Source organism: Bifidobacterium sp. LH_449 (assembly GCF_056356755.1).
The window spans coordinates 136,591-157,200 of record NZ_JBKEUV010000002.1 but is presented as its reverse complement, the minus strand read 5'-3'; the positions used below and the strand labels follow the sequence as shown (position 1 = coordinate 157,200).

At 52.2% G+C, this 20,610-nt stretch carries 18 protein-coding genes; 4 read left to right on the top strand and 14 right to left on the bottom strand.

Annotated features, from left to right (window positions below; all coding sequences use genetic code 11):
- From AC1AX7_RS02425 to AC1AX7_RS02410, 4 genes are all read right to left on the bottom strand, one after another.
- A complete protein-coding gene (locus AC1AX7_RS02425; protein WP_476508522.1) occupies positions 1-1,308 on the bottom strand; it encodes an ABC transporter substrate-binding protein in 1,308 nt (435 codons plus the stop codon).
- Between the two features lie 348 nt (positions 1,309-1,656).
- Entirely contained in the window at positions 1,657-2,394 is a 738-nt protein-coding gene (locus tag AC1AX7_RS02420) for a GntR family transcriptional regulator (RefSeq protein WP_476508521.1), read from the bottom strand.
- 281 nt (positions 2,395-2,675) lie between these two features.
- Entirely contained in the window at positions 2,676-5,153 is a 2,478-nt protein-coding gene (locus AC1AX7_RS02415) for a DUF4855 domain-containing protein (RefSeq protein ID WP_476508520.1), read from the bottom strand.
- Between the two features lie 363 nt (positions 5,154-5,516).
- Positions 5,517-5,906 (bottom strand): DUF4186 domain-containing protein, encoded by a 390-nt coding sequence (locus tag AC1AX7_RS02410; RefSeq protein ID WP_476508519.1) that lies wholly within the window; start codon positions 5,904-5,906, stop codon positions 5,517-5,519.
- An 85-nt stretch (positions 5,907-5,991) separates the two neighbouring features.
- Here AC1AX7_RS02410 and AC1AX7_RS02405 point away from each other — a divergent pair, with 85 nt between their 5' ends.
- A complete protein-coding gene (locus tag AC1AX7_RS02405) occupies positions 5,992-6,576 on the top strand; it encodes a methylated-DNA--[protein]-cysteine S-methyltransferase (protein WP_476508518.1) in 585 nt (194 codons plus the stop codon).
- Between the two features lie 71 nt (positions 6,577-6,647).
- Here the strand turns inward: AC1AX7_RS02405 and AC1AX7_RS02400 are convergent, their stop codons facing one another.
- Positions 6,648-6,983, bottom strand: coding sequence for a rhodanese-like domain-containing protein (locus tag AC1AX7_RS02400; RefSeq protein ID WP_476508517.1), 336 nt, complete (start codon positions 6,981-6,983; stop codon positions 6,648-6,650).
- Between the two features lie 342 nt (positions 6,984-7,325).
- On the opposite strand from AC1AX7_RS02400, the gene AC1AX7_RS02395 reads away from it, so the two are divergent.
- Together AC1AX7_RS02395 and AC1AX7_RS02390 are read left to right on the top strand one after the other, a co-directional pair.
- Entirely contained in the window at positions 7,326-7,538 is a 213-nt protein-coding gene (locus AC1AX7_RS02395) for a helix-turn-helix transcriptional regulator (protein WP_476508516.1), read from the top strand.
- On the top strand, positions 7,528-7,923 hold the full coding sequence (locus AC1AX7_RS02390) for a hypothetical protein (protein WP_476508515.1): 396 nt from the start codon (positions 7,528-7,530) through the stop codon (positions 7,921-7,923). Before AC1AX7_RS02395 ends, AC1AX7_RS02390 begins: the two co-directional genes overlap by 11 nt.
- A 297-nt stretch (positions 7,924-8,220) precedes the next feature.
- Here AC1AX7_RS02390 and AC1AX7_RS02385 read toward each other — a convergent pair whose 3' ends face one another.
- The gene (locus AC1AX7_RS02385) at positions 8,221-9,099 is read right to left on the bottom strand and encodes an aldo/keto reductase (protein ID WP_476508514.1); all 879 of its coding nucleotides are present in this window, start codon (positions 9,097-9,099) and stop codon (positions 8,221-8,223) included.
- Positions 9,100-9,159: 60 nt separating this feature from the next.
- Positions 9,160-9,489 (bottom strand): acyltransferase, encoded by a 330-nt coding sequence (locus AC1AX7_RS02380; protein ID WP_476508513.1) that lies wholly within the window; start codon positions 9,487-9,489, stop codon positions 9,160-9,162.
- On the opposite strand from AC1AX7_RS02380, the gene AC1AX7_RS02375 reads away from it, so the two are divergent.
- Positions 9,475-9,726 carry a hypothetical protein gene (locus AC1AX7_RS02375; protein ID WP_476508512.1) on the top strand — a complete coding sequence of 84 codons (252 nt, stop codon included), beginning with the start codon at positions 9,475-9,477 and terminating at the stop codon, positions 9,724-9,726. The genes AC1AX7_RS02380 and AC1AX7_RS02375 overlap by 15 nt on opposite strands.
- Positions 9,727-10,369: 643 nt before the next feature.
- Here AC1AX7_RS02375 and AC1AX7_RS02370 read toward each other — a convergent pair.
- The 7 genes from AC1AX7_RS02370 to pglZ all read right to left on the bottom strand — a co-directional run bounded on the left by AC1AX7_RS02370 (position 10,370) and on the right by pglZ (position 20,561).
- Positions 10,370-11,557 (bottom strand): MFS transporter, encoded by a 1,188-nt coding sequence (locus AC1AX7_RS02370; RefSeq protein ID WP_476508511.1) that lies wholly within the window; start codon positions 11,555-11,557, stop codon positions 10,370-10,372.
- Between the two features lie 168 nt (positions 11,558-11,725).
- Positions 11,726-12,697 (bottom strand): restriction endonuclease, encoded by a 972-nt coding sequence (locus tag AC1AX7_RS02365; protein ID WP_476508678.1) that lies wholly within the window; start codon positions 12,695-12,697, stop codon positions 11,726-11,728.
- A 76-nt stretch (positions 12,698-12,773) separates the two neighbouring features.
- Positions 12,774-14,984 carry a BREX system Lon protease-like protein BrxL gene (gene brxL / locus AC1AX7_RS02360; protein WP_476508510.1) on the bottom strand — a complete coding sequence of 737 codons (2,211 nt, stop codon included), beginning with the start codon at positions 14,982-14,984 and terminating at the stop codon, positions 12,774-12,776.
- 62 nt (positions 14,985-15,046) lie between these two features.
- The gene (locus tag AC1AX7_RS02355) at positions 15,047-16,141 is read right to left on the bottom strand and encodes an RES family NAD+ phosphorylase (protein WP_476508509.1); all 1,095 of its coding nucleotides are present in this window, start codon (positions 16,139-16,141) and stop codon (positions 15,047-15,049) included.
- Positions 16,138-17,151, bottom strand: a complete 1,014-nt coding sequence (locus AC1AX7_RS02350; RefSeq protein WP_476508508.1) for a sce7725 family protein — start codon at positions 17,149-17,151, stop codon at positions 16,138-16,140. Before AC1AX7_RS02350 ends, AC1AX7_RS02355 begins: the two co-directional genes overlap by 4 nt.
- A gap of 14 nt (positions 17,152-17,165) precedes the next feature.
- The gene (locus tag AC1AX7_RS02345; protein WP_476508507.1) at positions 17,166-17,849 is read right to left on the bottom strand and encodes a sce7726 family protein; all 684 of its coding nucleotides are present in this window, start codon (positions 17,847-17,849) and stop codon (positions 17,166-17,168) included.
- A gap of 60 nt (positions 17,850-17,909) precedes the next feature.
- Positions 17,910-20,561 (bottom strand): BREX-1 system phosphatase PglZ type A, encoded by a 2,652-nt coding sequence (gene pglZ / locus AC1AX7_RS02340; protein ID WP_476508506.1) that lies wholly within the window; start codon positions 20,559-20,561, stop codon positions 17,910-17,912.
- Positions 20,562-20,610: the final 49 nt, after the last annotated feature.

Below are 20,610 nucleotides of genomic sequence, written 5' to 3'. Positions count from 1 at the left end.
TTACTTCTCGTAGGATTCTGCCTTGATCGCGACCTCGTCCAAGGCAGTTTGCGTATCCGCGGAGCCTGCTGCGATGTTGTTCAGCGCGGTGCCCAGATCTTGGGTGTACTCGGAGCTGTAGCTCGTGGAATATGCAGGAGCGACGAGCGGACTCTTCACGGCGTCAAGGAAGACGTCGAAGTTCGGCAGATCCGAGTAGGCGTCATTATCAAGCAGGGACTCACGGCCGGGCAGATTCGCCAAGGCGGAGGTGAAGTTCAGCATCTGCTCGCTGTTGAGCATGAACTTCATGAACTCCCAAGCTTCTTTCGGGTGCGCTGAATTCTGCGGAATTACCAGATTCGACAGGTCAAGACGGGATACGCCTTTGAGCTCTGGATGATTTGACGGATACGGCAGCGGAGCGGCACCCCAGTTTAGATCGGGGGCATACAGCTGAATCATTGAGGACTGCCAGTTGCCATCAATCATCGTTGCGAATTCACCAGTATAGAACGAATACTGAGCGGTGCCGTACTGACCGAAGCCGGAGATGAATTCCTGGGTCTCCGTGAAGCCGTTCGGCTTGATGACATTGTCAAGCCACCAGTTGATGGCCTCTATGTTTGTCGGATTGTTCGGGGTTGGATTGCCCGTGTCGTCATACCATGCACCACCGTAGGCCTGTGCGATGAGCTGGTAGTCGACAGACGGGTTGGTGCCCATCGAAACAATCTTGCCGTCTTCGACTTTGTTGAGTTTGGCGATGATATCGGCCCATTCCTCGAACGTTTCCGGAGCCGAATCGTATCCGACTGACGCCAGCATGTCCTTGTTGTACAGAAGTTGGTAGGTGTTGGTGGCCAGCGGCAAAGCGTACAGCTTGCCGTCAACAGTATTGTTGGTGATGGCTGAATCAATGAAATCATCCGTATCGTAGCTGTCTTGCTCGATGAAATCATCCAGCGACATCAATGCGCCGCTTTCGGCCCATGGTCCAATCTGGGAGTTGCCAGTGGAAGTGATGTCAAACTGTGGATTCTCGCCCTGCATCGATAGCACCTGTGCCTGCTGATCGGGATTGGAAGTGCCTTCGACGACGATTTTGTCCTGAGAATTGTTGAAGCGTTCAATCAGCGCTTCAACCTGCTTGCCTTCATCGCCGGTCCATAGGTAGCTGAACTTGACGATAACCTTGCCATCTTCGGAAGTGTTGTCTGATTTGACGGTGAATCCACTGCAACCTGCCATCGAAATTGCTGCAGCCAAAGCTATTGCTGTGGTTCCGAAACGTTTGAATCCGCGTCCGGAATGCCCCATAATACCCATTTTCTTACTCCTTACAGACTGTGCATGGATGCACGTTCATCTGTTCCTGCGATGGTCGATTGGTCTAACCTTCTCCGTTGAAGTTGGCTAATCCTTGCGGTAGTCGACCAGCACATGCTTTCTGATTATGTTTAAACTTCCTTTTGTTTGGTGCCGACGAGGTTTTCTCAGAGGTTACTCATCCATTGAGTTCCCTTGTCCTCGAACAGCATATAACTGGTATATACCAATTTGCTTGTTGATGCAACTTGACACGCATATTTTATAGAATTGGTCTATACAGTTCAGAAAAACGGCTCTGTGCATTGATCTGCACAGAGCCGAATCCGCTGTTGAGAAAAGGGTTTCTTAATCCCTGCGAATCATATAACGCATTGAGTACACATCCCCTCGATACGTCGTCAATGAGCACTCCACGGCACGATCTGAAGCGTCATATGTGGTTCGCTCCATACACAATGCCGGAGAAAACGGCTCCATGCCTAGCAGATCCGCATCGGAGGGTCCCAAGGCGGCGGCCCAGACCTTCTGCTCGGCACGTTCCGTCTGTATGCCATACTCTTTTTCCAGTGTGGCGTACAGCGATTGGGTCAGGTCCCGATTTTCAAGTCCAGGGACCAAAACATTGGGATACCACACCACTTCAACGCACAATGGCGTATCGTCGGAAAACCTTAAGCGACGAATCTCCAGCAATTCGTCGCTGGGAGTCAGCTCAAGTTTCGCGGACAGCGCTGCTCCCGCAGAAATTTTGCGAACCTGTAGTACCCTCGAACTTGGTGTATGACCGCGGCTGATTACGTCTTCGGAGAATGAAGTCAGTCGTAGAGACTTGACGATACCCGGGCCCGTGGTATATGTACCACCTCCCCTGACACGATAAATCAGTGATTCCGATTGGAGTTCGTCCAGAGCGCGACGTACCGTGGCGCGCACTACTCTGAATTCTTCGGACAGCACGCGTTCGGGCGGTAAAGCCACATCGGCCGGCTGCCCTTCGATATAACGACGAACCAGCTCATCGCGTATTTCCCGGTATCTTGGTGTCTTTGACCTAAGTCGGGGAACAGAATCGGAGTCAGTCATCATTAATCCTTTCCGCATAGCCATTTCGGACTATCGCCTCCAATTGCCGGAAACGGCAATCCGATGTACCCCTTTACGCTACTCGCCTCTTTACGGGTATGGCTTTTACATAAGAATACCTCTTTCTGCTATTCGAAATCGTCATAGGTTGAACTCTGGAGTGCGCATCGTCGTATCTATTAAGCAGATATTTCAGTGTCGGCAAACAATGACGTAATTTATCGGGAATGGTTGTTCCCTCAATGGCATCGATGAGAACAACCATTTGGCGTGTCGTAATCTTAGCCTCTCACACTCACAGCCACTTCGGATAGCATATTCCATGCCCACCCTCGATTCGAATCACCTGAGATGCGGATTCGAAGTGCTGATGCCTGGTTGGCTTCGGCAAAAGCTGAATATTGTACGCCATGCGATCCGAATGAGGCATAATTGAATTGTGATATGGGTATCCAACCGTTGCCAGTTTTTATTTCAGCGGTTATCTCAGGGATTATGCCGATGCCATAATCCATGCAATCTATGCCGTATAACCGTAAGGCGGTTATGTCCAACGGTGAGGCGAAATCAAATCGAATAGATACGTCTTGGTCGCCTGTCCAACCACTGAGTTCCTTCCAAGCAAAAGCATCTGCGTACCGGCCATCCAACAACCTGTGTCCGTCGTCGGCGTAATTATTCAATCCGCCGGTAGGGCGAGCCAGTTCGTAGGTGTATGCAATCGGGTTCCCGCTGTTGTCGAACACTTCAATTTCCGATAGCATTAGCCACGAATTCGTCGAAGAAGCGATTACTGCGTATCTCGCTTTTGTGGGAGAGCCTAGCATGTCGATGTACCCATCCTGATTTGTGCACATGACTTCGTTTCCTGTTTTGCAGGAGATGCCGTCAACTATCGGTAATGAATTTGTCAGACCGGACGCATGGCTGCCTGTTATTGTTGGCTCGCTGAATCCTCTGGCTTCGAATTCGGGCATGATTCCGGAACCAGCTGTGTCCATTATGCGGGTATTGGAAAATATGACTTTGGGATTTAAAGGCCAGTTAACTGCCGCATCGGTGCCGCCCTGGGTGTGGATTCGTATTCCTCCGATGTCTGTTTCATTGCCAAAATCGAGTACGACGGCGGTCCATCCGGGATTGGACTCCCAGCCAAGCGTTACGCCGGAGTTCCATCCGGAATTTGAAATCACGCCATCGTTTAGTTTGCCTTCTGCGCTATCCGGATAATTTCCTGCATCGGATGTCGGGGTTTCGACAACGACGAGTGAACCGGCAAGAGGATTATGCGTGACCGGATCCATTCCATTGTCACCCACAATGCGAATTATGTCAGGAGCATGAACCGGACTGTCTTGTGAGGTGAGCAATGTGACGCGCAAATCTCCCGCGCTGTCGGGAAGCTGGTCCTTGTCAAGGTTCAACATAATGCCATCCACCGCATAGCCGAGCGCATCAGCTGTAACACGGTCAGCCCATGCCACTTGGCGCCATCGGCTTTCTTTGCCGCGGACCGTAACGATAATCTTTCCGATCCATGTTCCAGACGATTCGGAAAAATCTACGCGCAATGCGTTGATTTCGGCGAACGAATCCAATGAAGTTTCGAATAGTGTTTCAGAATCCGTGTCGGTTCGGCGCCATGAGAACAGCCGATCGGGGCTCTTTATCGATTGACCGTTCAAGTAATCGGCCAAATCGTCGTACACTTGGCGTTGCTTGGAATCTTGGCTTGTGACAATACCACATGTTCCAAAACCCGCGCCTAGGAACGTTGCAGAAACACTATGTTGGTAGCCGCTGGAAGTGCCAATGGAGAGATATTGCTTGGCCATGTGTTGTTCGGCTGACAGTTCCGCACATCCACGGAATTCCAGCTCCACGCCCAGTCCGTATTTACGCGCAAGTTCAGCCGTGGCTTCCAGTCTCGATGCATTGACCTCGCCGCCATCAAGTGGTGATCGGAATGCATATGAGGGTTGCATGATTGCAACATCGAAACCGTCTGCCTTCCACTTATCCCAGTGGTTCGCCAAGTAGTAAGGGATGTATAGGTACTTCAAGCCGGCCTCGTGCACACCCCGAGAATCCGAGGATACGAGATGCTCTTCAAACGGTGTGATGTCTTCCCTCATGCGGTATAAACCCCATAAGTCGATACCTTGATATTGCTTTTGCTCGAAACGTGAAGACACCTCCTCGGCATACCATTGAGCCACGGCCTGCCGGTCCTCTGCATTGGACAGGTTGCGATCTTTTCCGTTCACTACTCCGAACGACGACACTTCAGGGTTCATCCAAGGCATCATGATGATTGCAGAGTTTTTGTCGGATGTATTGCCAAGCAATTTCAAGGTGGTATTTTCCAAAGCATCTAGCGGTCCGTCTATGGCGAATAAGTTGTCTAGAATTTTCAGCCAATGGTCTTTGGTCGTCGCGCCGTAGTCAGTTTGGATGCCATCTACCCAAAATTGCAGCATAAGAAATGCGTCGAACATGCGATTGCCCTGGCTTGAACCGTCTGTGCTTGTCCGTGTGACGAGCGGTTTCAGGGCGTCCTCTGTCGGTATGGCGTCATCGAGATAAATGAGCGCGGCGTTATGAAAGCCGACCTCATCAGGGTCTGGATATCCTTCTTGAGTTTCAGCTTGGGCCGTCAACGGCATCGCAGCTTGAAATGCTAGTATGCATGCCATGGCGGACGCAACTGCTGCTATGGATTGGAAAATGTTATTGCCTGATTTTTTGTATTGTTGCATTGTTCACCAAACGTTGTATACGAATAGGGGAAGTTCCGTCAAGCGATTACTCGTTCGACTTGGGGATTCGTCTCACTCCGTAAGGTCGTGTTGCTTTTATAACCCGAAGGGAGAGTCATCATCTGATGCAACTTTGCATCTTTGGAATATCGCATTACCATTTTAACATAGCGACACGATTGGTATATACCAAAAGCGTGCATAAGTTATCGTTGGACAGCGAGTTAAGGCGAATCGCTTCAATTGGATTAAACATTTGTGAATGCGTATAAGCGGGCAGTATGAATGCTTTGCCTTTTGAAAGCAATGAATCCTGGAGATTGTCGCTATTTTCGCCGGTGCGGGGAATGCCTTCATTGCTATTTACTTGTTTTTCTGCTGAGGCATATGCCGCAGCAGGTCCCGTTCGATCCATGCCATGATCAGAGCGGCGAGGCGATCGATCTCCTCGTCGCTCAAGGCGCGTCCTTTCGGAATGTGATGCCACTTTTCGATGCAGCCCCGGCAGCAGGTCGCCGTCTCATGCTGCGCGGTGAACACGGGATGTCCGCGCCACGGCGTCTGCTTGCCGTCATGCAACGGTTCGGCGGCGCCCACGCGGTTGCGCAGCATTTCGTGAGCGTGCCGCGCGACCGTCTCCTTGCCTTTCGCGCGGGCGTAGGCGCGATCCTTGTCGCTGAGTCCGAATCTGGAGCGGAACGCGGAGTGCGACAGACGCTCCATCGTCGCGTCGATCCATGCCTGGTCATTCATGATTACATGGTATGCGCGTCGGCAGTATGATGGTGTCCGAAATATGCATTTCAAGATGTCGCCAAATTGATATGGGAGATTGCGCATGCAATATGTCAGCCATTATCGTTGCCCGTTGGGCGACATGCTTCTGTCCGCGGACGGCATCGGATTGACCGGAGCATGGTTCGAAGGGCAGAAATACTATGCCGCTCGTTTGGGCGACGACATCCAAGACGTTGGATTTTTGAACGCCGATGATGCAGGCGTTTTGAATGTCGTCACTGAGGATGCCGAGAAAACCGCAATCCCTGTTTTCATGCAGGCGAAACAATGGTTCGACACATATTTTTCCGGGCGGGAGTCGCAATTCACGCCACCGCTGCATCTTACCGGCACCTCGTTCCAGAATGACGTGTGGGGAATCCTTCGTACGATCCCATACGGCGCGACCATGACGTACGGTCAGATCGCGCGGCGCATCGCCGACCTGCGCGGTGTGCCGCACATGTCCGCGCAGGCCGTGGGCGGCGCGGTCGGACGCAACAGGATTTCGATCATCATCCCCTGTCATCGCGTCGTCGGTGCAAACGGCGATCTGACGGGATACGCCGGCGGCCTTGAGCGTAAGCTGCAACTGCTGCGATTGGAGAAAGCCGGCATGGAATCGCTGACTGCTCCCGAAGGATAACGCGTAAGACGTCGCGCGCCTCACGCTAATGGTCTTCGTCTGAACCGCCTCCGCTACGGTTTCGGTGACGACTACTGCGGGTCGGCTCCGGTGACGACGTCGCCGGTCCAGTCGATGATGCCGCCGATCTCCACGATGTCGGTGTAGCCGATGCCTGCCAGCTTTTCCGCGGCCTGGCGGCTGCGATTGCCGCTACGGCAGTAGACGAGGATCAGCTGATCCCTATCCGGCAGCTCCTCGGGCGCGGTCGTGCCGATGGATTCGTTCGGAACGTTGATGGCGCCCGGAATATGCCCGTCCTCGTATTCCTCGACCGTGCGCACGTCGAGAATGATCTCGTCGGATTCCTCCAGCATCATTTCGACGGCCTGGTCCATGTCGATATGCGAATAAGTGGCGGTATTCATATCTTCCCCTCCATTATTTGAATCGTTGCCGGCGCATCCGGCCAGTGCCAATACTCCAGCCAACAATGCGGCGGCGATACGTGGGCTTGGTTTTCGTATGACGGTGTGGCCTTCCTGTGTGGTCGAAGCGAATATCGATAAGACCGACGATAATGCAGCATCTCCCCCATTCGGTATTACTGCGATTCAGAGTATTGGCGAGCTGGTGATATAGGGCGTCATGCAGGGTTCGCGGAGAGACGCACATCGAAATTGGAAAGCTTGCTTGTCATTTTGCGTCGCCATTGATAGCATAAAAACAGAAATGGAAAGTATGCTTTCCATACGATTGAGGAGTGTGTCGTGAAGAATCTCTTAGAAGAATTGCGAAAAGAAAGGGGTGTCAAGCAGGAGGATCTGGCTGCAGCTCTTAACGTATCTCGTCAAACAATAGGCTCTTTGGAAAATGGGCGTTACAACCCATCAATCATATTGGCTTTTAAAATTGCGAAGTATTTTCAAATGAGCATTGAAGAAATTTTCATATACGAGGAGGAGTCTGAAGATGGGAAATAGAAACACGATTTGGTATGTCGGCTATATCCTATCCGTCGCTATAGTTGTAATTATTTTCTTTACGGATTTTCCTAAAACTGTGGATTTGGGATTAGCGGTCTTGTGCAGTGCCGTTTTTGGTGTTTCGCATGTGGAACTTTTGCACAGTCGATTAATGAAGAACGATGCAGATTATCGGGTCAACGTAATGGACGAACGCAATATATTGATTAAGGAAAAGGTCGGAAATATTACGAATATATGTAACACGGTATTACTGGGTCTTATGACGGTTGTATTCATCGCTCTTGATTATATGGTTCCGGCAATCATTGCAGGAGCGGTCGTCGCTTTGCAGCCGATTATTTTGATTATCGTCAGCAGGGTGATTGAGAAACAGTATTGAAGGAAAGAGATGGGATGATGTCCGAATCGCACAATTTTCAGACAATATCCCATATTCGGTTTTGGATGCCAGACGTACGGAGTGTTCTATATTTTTGCGAAAAGTGACGCGTTCGCTACAATTGACGATGTTGAAAGCCGCCGATGTCTCTCACTGAAGCACGCTAGGGTGGCAATTTTATCGAAGCAACGATGGATGGGGACGACGGGCATAACAACACAAAACCGGCCCGCGCCGACTTTGCAACGTTCAGCTCGGGCCGGTTTTGCTGTATCTGTAATCAGCGTTGACGCGGACTCACAGCTTGCCGCCGTAGACGGGGAATCCTCCGAATTCGCCGTAGTCCTTGATATGCTCGATGTTCTTCAATACCTGCATATCGTCGTCGGAAATCGTGAAGTCGACATTCGCGTTGTCCAGCATATGCGTCTTGCTCTCCGTCTTCGGCAGCGGCAGCAGTCCGAGCTGCAGGGTGTAGCGAATGCAAAGCTGAGCCGCGGAAACATCGTATTTTGCGGCCATCGTCTGAATGGTCGGATTCTTCAACGCTTCGCCATGTCCGATCGGAGAATACGCCTCCACCAGAATGCCGTTTTCCTGATTGTATGCGATCAGGTCCTGCGGCGTATTGCTGATGTGGGCCAGCAGCTGGTTCGCCATGGGCTTCACCGTGCAGGAAGCAAGGATGTTCTCCATGTCCTCCTTTTCGAAATTGGAAACGCCGATGGCTTTGATCTTGCCGGCTGTGTAGGCGTCCTCCATCGCCCGCCACGCTTCTCGGTTGCCTTCGTCGAAGCTGCGCGGATTCTCGCGGAAATTCACCCAAGGCTGCGGGCTGTGGATGAGCATCATGTCGATGTAATCAAGGCCAAGCTTTTCCAACGAGCCGTCGATCGCCTTGACCGCTTCGGCATAGGTTTTGATTTCCGCCGCCAACTTGGTGGTGATGAAAAGCTCCTGGCGCGGGATGCCGCAAGTACGGATCCCCTCGCCCACCCCATGTTCGTTTTCATACGCCTGCGCCGTATCGATATGACGATAGCCGACTTCCACGGCATCACGCACGGCTTGTGCGGTATGGTCGTCCGCGATGCACCATGTGCCCAGGCCGATCTTCGGAATGGCCACGCCATTGTGCAGCGTATAGGTTTCACCGAGCAGAGTCGGAACACTCATATTTTCCTCCATATCATCTGATCGCATATTGTCGTGATTTCGACGTTCCGTCGTTTTGTTTTACAGTTCCTTTTGCTCTTCGGGATTCTGATAGCGAAGAACCTTCGCGGGGACGCCGGCGACCACCGCATAATCGGGAACATCCTTCGTGACGACGGCTCCGGCTCCGACGACGGCGTATTCGCCGATGGTGACGCCCGGGCAGATCGTTACGTTCATGCCGATCCATGCGTTCCTCTTGATCAGGACTTTTCCATATGTGTACACCGCATGACGTTCGTTCATGTCATGGTTGATGCTGGCGATGCGCACTCCCGGGGCGACCATGACGCCGTCCTCGAATTCGATGCCGCCGGATGCCGACAGGATGGCTGAATGATTGATGAACACGTTCTTCCCGAACGTGACACGATTGCCGAAATCGCAGATGAACGGCGTCAGAATGCGGACGTCATCGAGTTTTCTGCCGAAGAGCTCCTCCAGATATTGTATATATATGACGGATCGTCCGGCATTGTGGCATTGGCCTTCGCGCACAGGGTCCGGGCGCGCATCATCTCGTTCACGGCTTCCGTGAAATACGGCTCCCTCACATCGGTGGGGCCACCTTGGTCCATGAGTTTGTAGACGTATCCCTCTTCATATTCCATTGACTATGTGCCCTTCTTTCTTGGCGTTTCAGTGATGCATTTGGCACCTTACAAGTTGAAGTTCACTTCAAGTCAAATCATGTGAAGCCGAGTTTTTGTGGACTTTATATGCAAGAATGGCGATGTAGCGTCATGCCGAATTCTGGAGTTTTCAGTAAAGGCTTGAATGTTGCTCGGATAGAGAAATTGTGGATGAGCGCAGCCGAACCTGCACAGGATTTCGGGTCTAATTCCCTCTTTGCCTCAATATTTCATTTTCAGTGGGCACTTTTTGCGTTCAGTGGGCAGTCAAATTGAGACGTCTCCTGAAACATTGGCTTGAAATTCCTTGTATTTCCTTATGCGTGTTTGTCGGGGTTTCCAAATGAGTTGCCCACTGAACGCAAAAAGTGCCCACTGAATGAGCGAGTTGGGTGTTGAAGGCAGATAATCGGCATGATTGATGCTATAAACAGGTTCGCTGGTATCCGAAAACCTAGTCGTGGCGTAGATGGACAGGTGACGTTTGATCCGTCGGGTAATTGGACTGCTTCTCAGATACGGGAAATATGGGTGGTGCGCGGATGGATGTGCGCAAGATCCCAGTCGAAGCCTATTCGCCCGCTTTACTTTGCCTTCTCTCATTGATTCTTCCTGGCCCCGGCCAGAACAACCATGACTCCAACGATCATGAATACCGGGAATACGGTGGCTGCGAGGATTCCCGGCTTCAGGTCATTGCCCAAATGGTCGGAAACCATTCCGACCACGGCCGGCCCGGAAGCGCATCCCAAATCTCCGGCGAGCGCCAGCAGCGCAAACATGGTGGTCCCTCCCCTCGGGCAGGAGGCCGCGGCAAGGCTGAAGGTGCCCGGCCACATGACGCCTACCGAGAAACCGCAGATGCCGCATCCGGCCAAAGCCAGCAGCGGATTGTGGAGCAGGCCCGCCGCCAGATAGCTTCCGATGCACAGCATGCTGCACGACACCATGTACTTTTTCAGGTCGACATGTTTGCTGAGTTTGGAGGCGAGGATTCGTGCAAGGCCCATCATTGTGGCAAACATGCACGGTCCGAGCAGGTCTCCCATCGTTTTGGAAACATGAAGTCCCGCTTCCGCGAAGATGGACGCCCATTGGCTCATCCCCTGCTCCGAAGCTCCGGCGCACATCATGAGCACGACCAGCGTCCAGAAGATCCCCTGTTTCAGAAGCTGCCTGATGGACAATCCTTCTGATTCCTCCACGAGCACGCGAATGGGGACCTTTGAAAAAAGCAATGCATTGGCGAGCGGCAGGATCGCCCATAGGAATGCAAGATATTTCCAGTATTCCACGCCGATCAGCACAAAGTACAGTGTGGAGAGGATGACCACGCACACATGACCCCAGCAATAGAAGGAGTGCAGCAGGTTCATGGCCGCTTCCTTATGTTCCGTGGGGCAGGCTTCCACGATGGGGCTGACCAGCACTTCTATCAGACCGCCGCCAATGGCGTAGCAGGTGATGGCAATCGGAAGGCCCGCGTATGGATTCGGCAGCATATCCGGCAAAAGGCCCATTCCGACCAGTCCCGCCGCTGCGAACAGGTGAGCCGCCACAATGCAGCGCCGGTAGCCGATCCGATCCATGTATTTTGCCGCCAGAAAATCCACGCACAGTTGGACGCCGAAATTGAAGGTCACGAGAAGGGCGATCCGATCCAGTGAGATGCCATAGCTGCGCTGAAACGTCAGGAACAGCAGCGGCGCGAAATTGTTGACGATGGCCTGGGTGATATAGCCCAAGTAGCAGGCATAGATGGTCGAATCATAATTCGTCTTCGTCATATCCACTTTCTCCACAGCAATATTGTCGGCGTTATTTTGTTGGCTTCATTGGTATTGCCCCTGGTAGCGCCTGCAATCCTGCGCACATTCGGTTGTGCTTCGCCGCTGGTAGCAACATTAGTCTGACGCCTGCGTGATGGCTGCAACGAACGAACAGATGATAACGGCCTACTCTCCTTCGAAGAAGTCGCTGTCGATTGCTTTGACTTCGTAGACGGTTTTGACGTTCACGCCGACGTTGTATTCGATCATGAGATTCGCCAATGTGATGCCGTCGACGAGCACGACGCTGACATTGCTGGCGCGCATGCTTTCCTCAACATACCGGTGCGCGTCCTTGGAGAAATGCGAGGTGGTGATGAACACGCCTTTGCTTGCCCCGTTGCCGATCAGTGCGCCGACGAATCCTTGAATGTCGGGCGCGCCGACGGCATGGTCTCTCCCCCACCGTTTCGCCTGAATATATACGGAATCCAGGCCGAGCTTATCCAATCTGACCACGCCGTCGATGCCGCCATCGCCGCTTTTCTTTGTCACTTCGGCCGAACTTTTCGACAGATCCCCATAGCCGAGCTTCAGCACCAGGCGAACCACCAGTCGTTCGAAGAAATACGGGTCATTGGCCATGATGCGGTCGAGCAGTTCGGCGGCGAGCACCGCGTTCAATTGTTCCGCGGCCTTCTCCATCTGATCTTCCGGCGTGATTTCATCGACGGCAAGATTGGACGCTACAGCCGAATTCTTGGAAGCACTCGCAGTATCGGTCGCATTGGAAGAAACAAGATTCTTGTCTTTGTTCTGATAGCTTTTCTTCCATTCGATGAACGCGGGAACGGTTTCCAATTCCTTCAGCAGAAAACCTTCGCCATGCGCCTGCAGGAACGCTTTGCCCGCGTCGGTGATGCGATATGTTCCGCGCTTGCTGCCATTTTCGATAAGCAGTGCCTTGCGAAGATCGGTGATGCCCCAGGCAACGCGATTGAAAATACGCGTCTGCCCGCTTTTCAGCGTTTCATTCTGTTCGGCGGTCGTCATATTGAAGGTGTCGATCACGACGGAGCGAAGCTGCGCCGCATCTTTGACTTCCCCATCAGACAGTTCCTTCATGATCGGAAACATCGTCTGATCCCAAGTTGGCATTGCCACAGTTCGCTCCCCAATAAAGATAGATTGCCGATTATGCTATATTCATCGCTAACTTAACGGCTTTTACCCATCATCCATTTTTCGAATAGTTGAAGGTGGCCGCTTTGACGTGGCGCAGTCTTTGCTGGCGAAGTAGCGGGTTGAACCAGTTCATGTCGATTGGCTGGTAGATATCGAGGCCTCGGCCAAGGTCGATGGTCCAGCCGGTGTCGGTTTTGATGAACCTGTCATGAATGGTGCCGTTGCCGAATTCGAAGGTGAATGCGATACCGAACTGAAGATAGCTTTCCTGTAGGAACTTCAGATTGTCGATTTGTTCGTTTATGTGTTCGTCGTCATTTTGCCCTGTGACGAGATGCACTTTGACTTCGTCGGTGCGGCGAGTGACGCTGAGTACAGTTTCCAGGAATTCGGCGAGATTGCGAATCTGATATGGCAATCGGATATACGGATCCTGAATGGTGATTTGCGTGGCTCCGGCAATCCAGGGGCCGAACAGCTGATTATATGAGACTCCGCGTTGTCCTTCTTGAATCTCTTTACGTCCGGTTTTGGCTTTTGCGGCATATCGCTCCAACGGATCTGCGGACTGCATTTGCTCGTTCTGCTTCTCTTGTACCGCAGCATCGGGTGCAGATGCAGAATCCTGAGCGGCAGACGCTTCAGCAGTAGCGGCATCGGATTCGGAAGAAGATTGCGCAATAATCTGTTCAGCCTGTTCCGTCTCCTCCAAAGACGTTTCTTCCTGCACGCCTACTGTACCACGACGGTACAGCGACGGATATTCGATCTCCTCCAAGGTCTCCACATGAATGGGCTCTGCGGTGCCGACTTTCGTGTAGGAGAAGTCGACTTCCGCCATGGTCTGATCGATGCGGCAAAGCTGGTCTTTGACACGTTTACGCCCTTCGATGGCGCAGCGCAGCAGCGGCTCCATCTGATCCATGGTGGCGTCGCTTGTCGGATAGATAAGTTTCATCAGGCCGGAAAATGTTTTCCGGATTCCGTCCTTGTCTCGCGTGGACAGTGTCGGAGAGAGCGTGAAATATTTCTCGTACAGCGAGCTATAGTCGATGTCTCGCAGATTATGCAGAATCTCCGCCAGATAATCAACGACGAAGCCATAGCCTTGCGTAAACATTTCCGAACGGATCTGTTCAAATTCCCAACCAGGAACGTAGTAGTGAATTCGGTCCAGGAACGCCGAATCATGGTACTGTGCGGGAAGCTCTTCGAACAGGTCGGAATTCTTCAGCATGTACGGAACGTTGTGCGAAGTGTTGCCGACGAAAACCATGGATGCCTCCGCTTGCATGATGTTGGTACCGCGGGAGAACGACTTGTTCGCCATGTAGTTCTTCATGATATCGACGAGCGCACGGTCGGCTTTCTTCGCTTTGCCGGCGAACTCATCGAATGCGACGATATCCCAGAATCCGACGAGGCCGATCTGACGATTCGCGTTGTTGACGAACAGCTTTGCGGCGGTCACTTCGCCGCCGGATATCAGTATGCCGTGCGGCGAGAATTCCGAGTAGATATGTGATTTGCCGGTGCCTTTCGGCCCCAATTCCACCAGATTGTAATTGCGTTCGACGAACGGAATCATACGGACCAAGTGCAGCAGCTTGGCTCGCTCTCCGAACAGGTATGGGTTAAAACCTATCGACTGCATAAGCAGGTCGATCCACTCCTCCGCTGTAAGTTGCGGGCGTAGCGCAAGATAAGTTTCGCGGTCGTCGTGTGACATTTGCACCGGTACGAGACGCTGCAGCCGCCACGGCACTTCCTTCGAGTCGCCCGAATATGCGTATACCATGCTGCATTGGCACCAAATGCCGGTGACGAGCAGTTTCGGATTATCCTTCACCATTGCCGGAGAAACAATGACGCGGCTGATGCCAAGATTTTCGAACGATGCTTCGTACTGGTCGAGCTTTTCATTGAGAGCGACCTGCACTTTGTCGATGATCTGATAATGCCCGCGTTCGCGGATGCGTGATTGGATGAGATTCGCTTCCTCGCGATGCACGTAATTGTCGGTCAGGATTTTACGGACACGTTCAATGCCGGTTTCAATGCTGGCCTGATCGGTGACAGTGGCGTATTTGCTTAATAGATATTCCAATACATATGACGGCACCATCGCGTTCCCTTTTACGGCGCTGACCAGATCTTTGCGTACCGTGTATCCGGAAAACACGTCGGTGATTTTCTTATCCAGCTCGCTGAGAGCTGGTGCGGTCTGCGTCGTCGTGGAATTCTCGTTTTCGTCCGTCATGATTGTTCATCCTAGTAGAGAAATAAGCATATTACCGGCATTGTCTGCTGTGATGGCAGACGCTATTCCCGCATGGAATACGCAATCTCGCTTACTTGCTTGGTGTATACGTCGACACAATGGCACACTTCCGGGTCAAACAGGCACAGATTAACGCCGCCGGTCTTTAATGTGCTGTTGTATTTCACGCCATCATAGGGTCCGCCGTCTTCTGGTTTGATGCTTTTGATGAATTCGGCAATATACTGTGAGGGCACGTATTCCAAAGGACTGTCACTGCGCCGCAAAGGTTTCGAGATATCTTTGGCCATGTCGTTGAGTATGTCTTTGTAGATGGCGAGATCCATGAGTCTGTCTGAATCGAAGTCAAATGGACTGATTGTGGAGATGCGTGTCAAATCGATGATGGTGATGTCGCGTGTGAGCTCGAATTTGCCGAATGATACATAATCATGCATGCCGGCACGTATTTCATGCACAGCGGTATCGTCGGCATTGGCTTTATCTGTGTCTATGGTCGTGTACAGTTCACTGATTCCGGCGGGATTGATTCTTCCTGCGCTGGCTTTCCCGTATGGCGGCGCGCCCATTTCTTCCGGTCGGAAGCCGTTACTGTTGGGCGCGATACGCGCTCTTGTCAGTATGGTTCCTTTATCGTAGCCGTCACGGACATAAGTGATGTATTGAGCGATATGCTCAAAGTCGATAATCGAGGGAAAGAAACGATTATGATGCTTTACCTGATCCGTAAAACTATCCCAGCTCGGTTGCTCCGGTTGCTCGTCGTCGGTTTTGAGCTGGATCGGCTTATGCAGCATGGCGAGCAAATCGGTTCCGAATATATCGTTCCTGCCGCTTTCATACATGGTCTGCAGCAGTCGTTCGCTTTGCTGATGCGAAAGATTAAACAACTGCCAGGTATCGCACAAAGCTGTCAGCAACGTATAGGGTTGTTGCTGCCCGGAAGAAGGATTTGTATCAAGCGCATATAGCGAACATACTTGTGCAATGTAGTGTTGCATATCGTCATGCTGTTGCAGATCATAGATTCCTGTGTCAGTGGCACCGCAAAAATCGCAATCACCATGGGCGCCGGAGATTGCAATGACGCCCTGCAGATGCGGATCTTGAAAACAGTGTTGGCAGCAGTTGCTCATCGGTCTGGCCTCTCTGTGAGGAACCATCCCATGAGTTCGAGATGATGCATCATCGATAATTTCTTGATCGTTGGCAAGCCTGGGTATGCTTCGGCTTCCGCATACCGTATGAGCGTTTCGAGACCGTATGTCATGCGAGTATAAGCGGAATCCATTTTCGATTCATAGCCATGCCACCAATCGCGTAATTGCTGCGCTGCTTCAACGAATTTTGCAGGAGTCTCATGCGAATCATTGCTGACGCGTGAAACGAAATGATGAATTCGTAGAGCCCAATCGTCATCGAAGTAGACGATGTGAATCGCTACGGCTTTTGGCATGCCACCATGCTCGTTATAATTGTCCCCGATGATTGAGTAGTCGCCAAATCCCAAAGTGTTTTCCGGCGTCTCCATGAATGCCAGATGATCATCTGAGAAGAATTCGTCCTGACAGCCTTCATCCGAGTAAGCCGCATTGTTTTCACGTTTGATGAAGGGGTCGGAGAATGATATGCGCAGACCGGAGACTTTATTACGTTCCAGATCCCTGCTGATTCGATCATTGCCGGATGTCGCGATTGCATGGAAAGGAAGATTGCTCAGTTGCTTGATTCGAGCACGGTCATTGTCCGTTATAAAAACGATGCCTTTGTCCTTGAGCAAGGTGTCGTCATGTTGATTGACACGCTGTGCAACAGTGGTCGCGTCATTGTTCAGAAGAACAACGGGAAGAATATCACCCTGCTCTTCATCCGAAAAGGATGGTTGGGCCACATCGGAATATATGTGCAGTTGCGCATCCAAGTCCACGCATTCTGTCAGATCACCGACCGCAGGGTTGAGCACCACGCCCAGCTGATATCCCTCTCTGCCTTTAAACAGTTGGATAAGCTGAAGAAGCTGCGGAGTCATTTTCACCGGCTCGATGATGGGACAAACCTCTGATGTCAGCCGATTGGATTCCAGCAGGTCCCTGACTGCCAACAATTCGTATTGTCTACCGCGCAAGTACGGATAATATGGCATCATCGACCTCCCGTTAATCATTCCGATGAAAGCACTGCTCCCTCTTTCGGAACCTTGTGTGCACTATTGTACGCAAAGTACAGAGAGACGCGTTGCCCGGCAGGAAAACGGTCCAGTTCTTCACGCGTCCAAGTATTACGTTGCTTAAGAGCGTGCATAACCTTCTGCTGTGCTTCCGCTACCGGAATCCGGAGAAACCATTTCCGGCATGCGTCGTAATAGAACGCCGGAGTGGTGTCCGGAAGCTTGCCGAACTCGGATTTCAATATGGCGGAATACTCAGGCTTGCGCAGCATCTTCAACAATTCTGCGCCGCTCAGCATGCCGTCGTATTCGCGTGGTTTGCGAACATTTCTCAGCGCATTGCGACGGGTCAGCACATAAATGCCGACATGTTCGCCGAACTCGTTCAGATCGTTGAGACGGCGTTGCAGGCAGGTAAGTTTTTCCTCCGGAATGACAACATTCACATAGGAGAACACTTTGTAGTAATCCTCTAACTGTTTGCCAAGGCGGTCGAACGTATCCAAGTCGGATTTGATCTCATACACGGTTCCATGTCCGTTGATGATGACCGTATCCGCAATGGAATCAGCCACATGCAGCTGCCGGAAGCCTTTGATGTTACGTAAGCGGCAGGAAGGACGCAGCAACAGGCGACGCGCCACCACGTCCTGATAAAAAGCCTCGTCTCGCACCATGTTGACTCCTGCCGGGAATTCATAGCAAGTATAGCCTTGAATCCCCGGCAAACAAGCCGACTAGTCGAAATCGAAGCCGTCGTCGGCGATTATGCCGCGCTTCAGCAGGTAGTTTGCTTTCAGATCCAACACCTTCTTCTGCGAAGACTTAGCCTGGTCTTCACGGAGACGAAGCTCGACGTTATGCCCATTGAACTGTTCGGCTTCACTGGTAAGCACAAGCGTCGCACGCTGATGTCGATCCTGCGAATGCTTGCTCGTCATGTTGAACGTGACAGGCGTCTCATTGGAGATAAGCATCGGCTTACCATCCTTCACGCCCCACAGGCCGGCCCACACGGTCCTCTCGACATGCTTGCCACCGACCGGCTCCTTTTGGAAGAATTCAACGGTAATCTGACCGGACGTAATACGGTCGGTCTGCTGCAGAATATCGAATTCAACCGGTCGAATATCACCGTTGGCGGTACGCCCCTTATTGATATGCACAACCGGCACGACGATCTCCTGCAACGATGCGCCGCCATGCACGTAACGTGTACCGGTCCCCTGCTTGCGTATACGCAGAATCGAATTGGGAATCTGCACCGTCACATGTTCGGCCGCATCATTAGCCAAGCCAAGCTGCTGGCTGGTGAACGTCAGGAAAGCATTGCTTTTCGCCAGATTCGCGCCAATGCTGAAACGACGCTTCCTGACCCAGACCTCATCGCCTTGAGGCTGTTCACTCAGCCAGTCGGCATCGCCGATATTGGAATTCTGATAGAGGAATCCATGATCGGCCGTGACGATCATATTCGTCACATTCGCATTGGCGAGATCCTTGACCAGTTTGATGAGATCGGCGATGGCGCGCTCGCATGCGTTGAACGTTTCGCCTTCCGTGCCTTCCTTGTCGCCGGTGCTGTCGATGACGTTGTGATACACATATAGCACGCTGCAGGATTTCATCAGTTCGCGTCGCGCGATCCGATCCAATGATTTGAAGTCTTCGGCTTGGATTGCCCTGCCGTCAACCTCGGAAAGAATCTGGTTGCGGTTGTCCGTGCCTTTGGTGCTTCGCCCATCAGCTAGCACGTGTTCGTGGTCCGAATTCAAGGCGAGTTCGGAATGCGGCAATAGCGCGGCCATGCCCAGCTGCGTATACGAGGGCAGTACGCTGTATCGCGCATCGCATTGTACGGTGAAGCGCTGTTCGGAGTTCAGCCGTTCCGTGAATTCCCGGGCGACTTCGTATCGCAGTGCGTCGGAAATGATGACCGCGATCTTACGGCCGGATTTTGTGACCGGCATGATGACGTTCATGTAGAAGTCCGATTGTGCGGGTGTGTTCGGAATATCCCATTTCGGCAGTTTTTCGATTTGCGACTGCCATGTCTGGTTGAGTTCCCGCTGATAGACGCAGTAGTCGTGTTCGAGGTCTTTGGCGATCGCCGTTCTTTCATCGCCGACCTGATTCCATGCGGTGATGAAAGAACGGTATGCCGCATCCACTTTGTACAGCTGCCTGCGGTATTTTTCGAATCCGTCTTCGGCGCTGTTGATGGAATCGATGATGGCGCCGCTTGACTCCAATTGCTGGTGCAATGCGCTGGCTTGGGCGATGGCCTGATAATCCTTGGCGTATTCGTCGTACCATAGGCGCATTTTGCGCTGCTGGATGATGTTCAGGATTGTTTCGTTGCTGATGTCATGTGTGGAGATGAGCTCGTACAGTTTGTGCACGAGCGTGTCGTCGACTCCCTCGAAATAGTCATGTGTGACGAGCTCATCAACGCTCATGTCGACGATGGCGGAACTCAGTGACAGGCCTTCCACCGCACGTCGGGCAAGCTCTTTGAATGTGCTTGTGAACGTACGGTCGTTATACCAGTTTTCAAAATCGCGCTTGATATTCGCATACGGTGTGATGCCGGTTTTCTCTCCGTCGAATCCATGCCATGCAAGGTCGAACATCCACAGTACGAAATCTCCGACGATTTGCTCCGGCGTAGGCGCCTTGTCTTTCGAATCGCTTTCGACGAAATGGTAGATATGCTTGGTGCCTTGCCAATGGAAGTCGGCAAGACCCATGTCGGTGATCAGTTGGATGCCGGAATCGTCGTCATCGGCATACTGTTCCAGCAGTTTGCGCCAAATATCCTGCAGACTGTGCTTGCCGTTTTCGAGATTAAGCAGCACGGCGATCATCTTCGCTTGGAACAGCTGTGCATCGTCCTGTGGCGTGAGTCGCGCAGCGAGCTTGCTGATGCGCGCATCGCTCGTGAAGAACTCGGTTGTCCGCTGCATGATCTCCAGCCATGCGCGTTTGGTGTCCGGCGATGCCTCCGGCAACAGTTCGGTGGCGATCATGGTGAGACGGTCCGCCGAAAACACCGGTCCGTATGCCAGTTCCATATCCAGCAGCCAATCGTCTTTGGCGTCCGGAACAGGACCGGTCAGATACACGAGGAATTTACTATCCGGCTCTTCCTTCGTCATACGGTAACGGGCGGCGAAAGGTGTGTATGTGGTTTTCCCGTCGAACGTGTCGTATGGGCGAATCAGTTCCACATTCCGCAGAGCGGGATCAGTGGCTTCCTCGCCGACGATGGCGCTGACAGTGTCGGCATAATCCCCAGCGGTGTCGCGCCAGAATACGATACGTCCGCGCTCCCCCGGCCGAGCGAATCGCTCCGCCAGCAGTTTCGACACCTGATCGATTCCGCTCACTCTTCCAACTCCTTTTGCCGTGCCTGTTTGATGCGTCTTCTGTACCGGT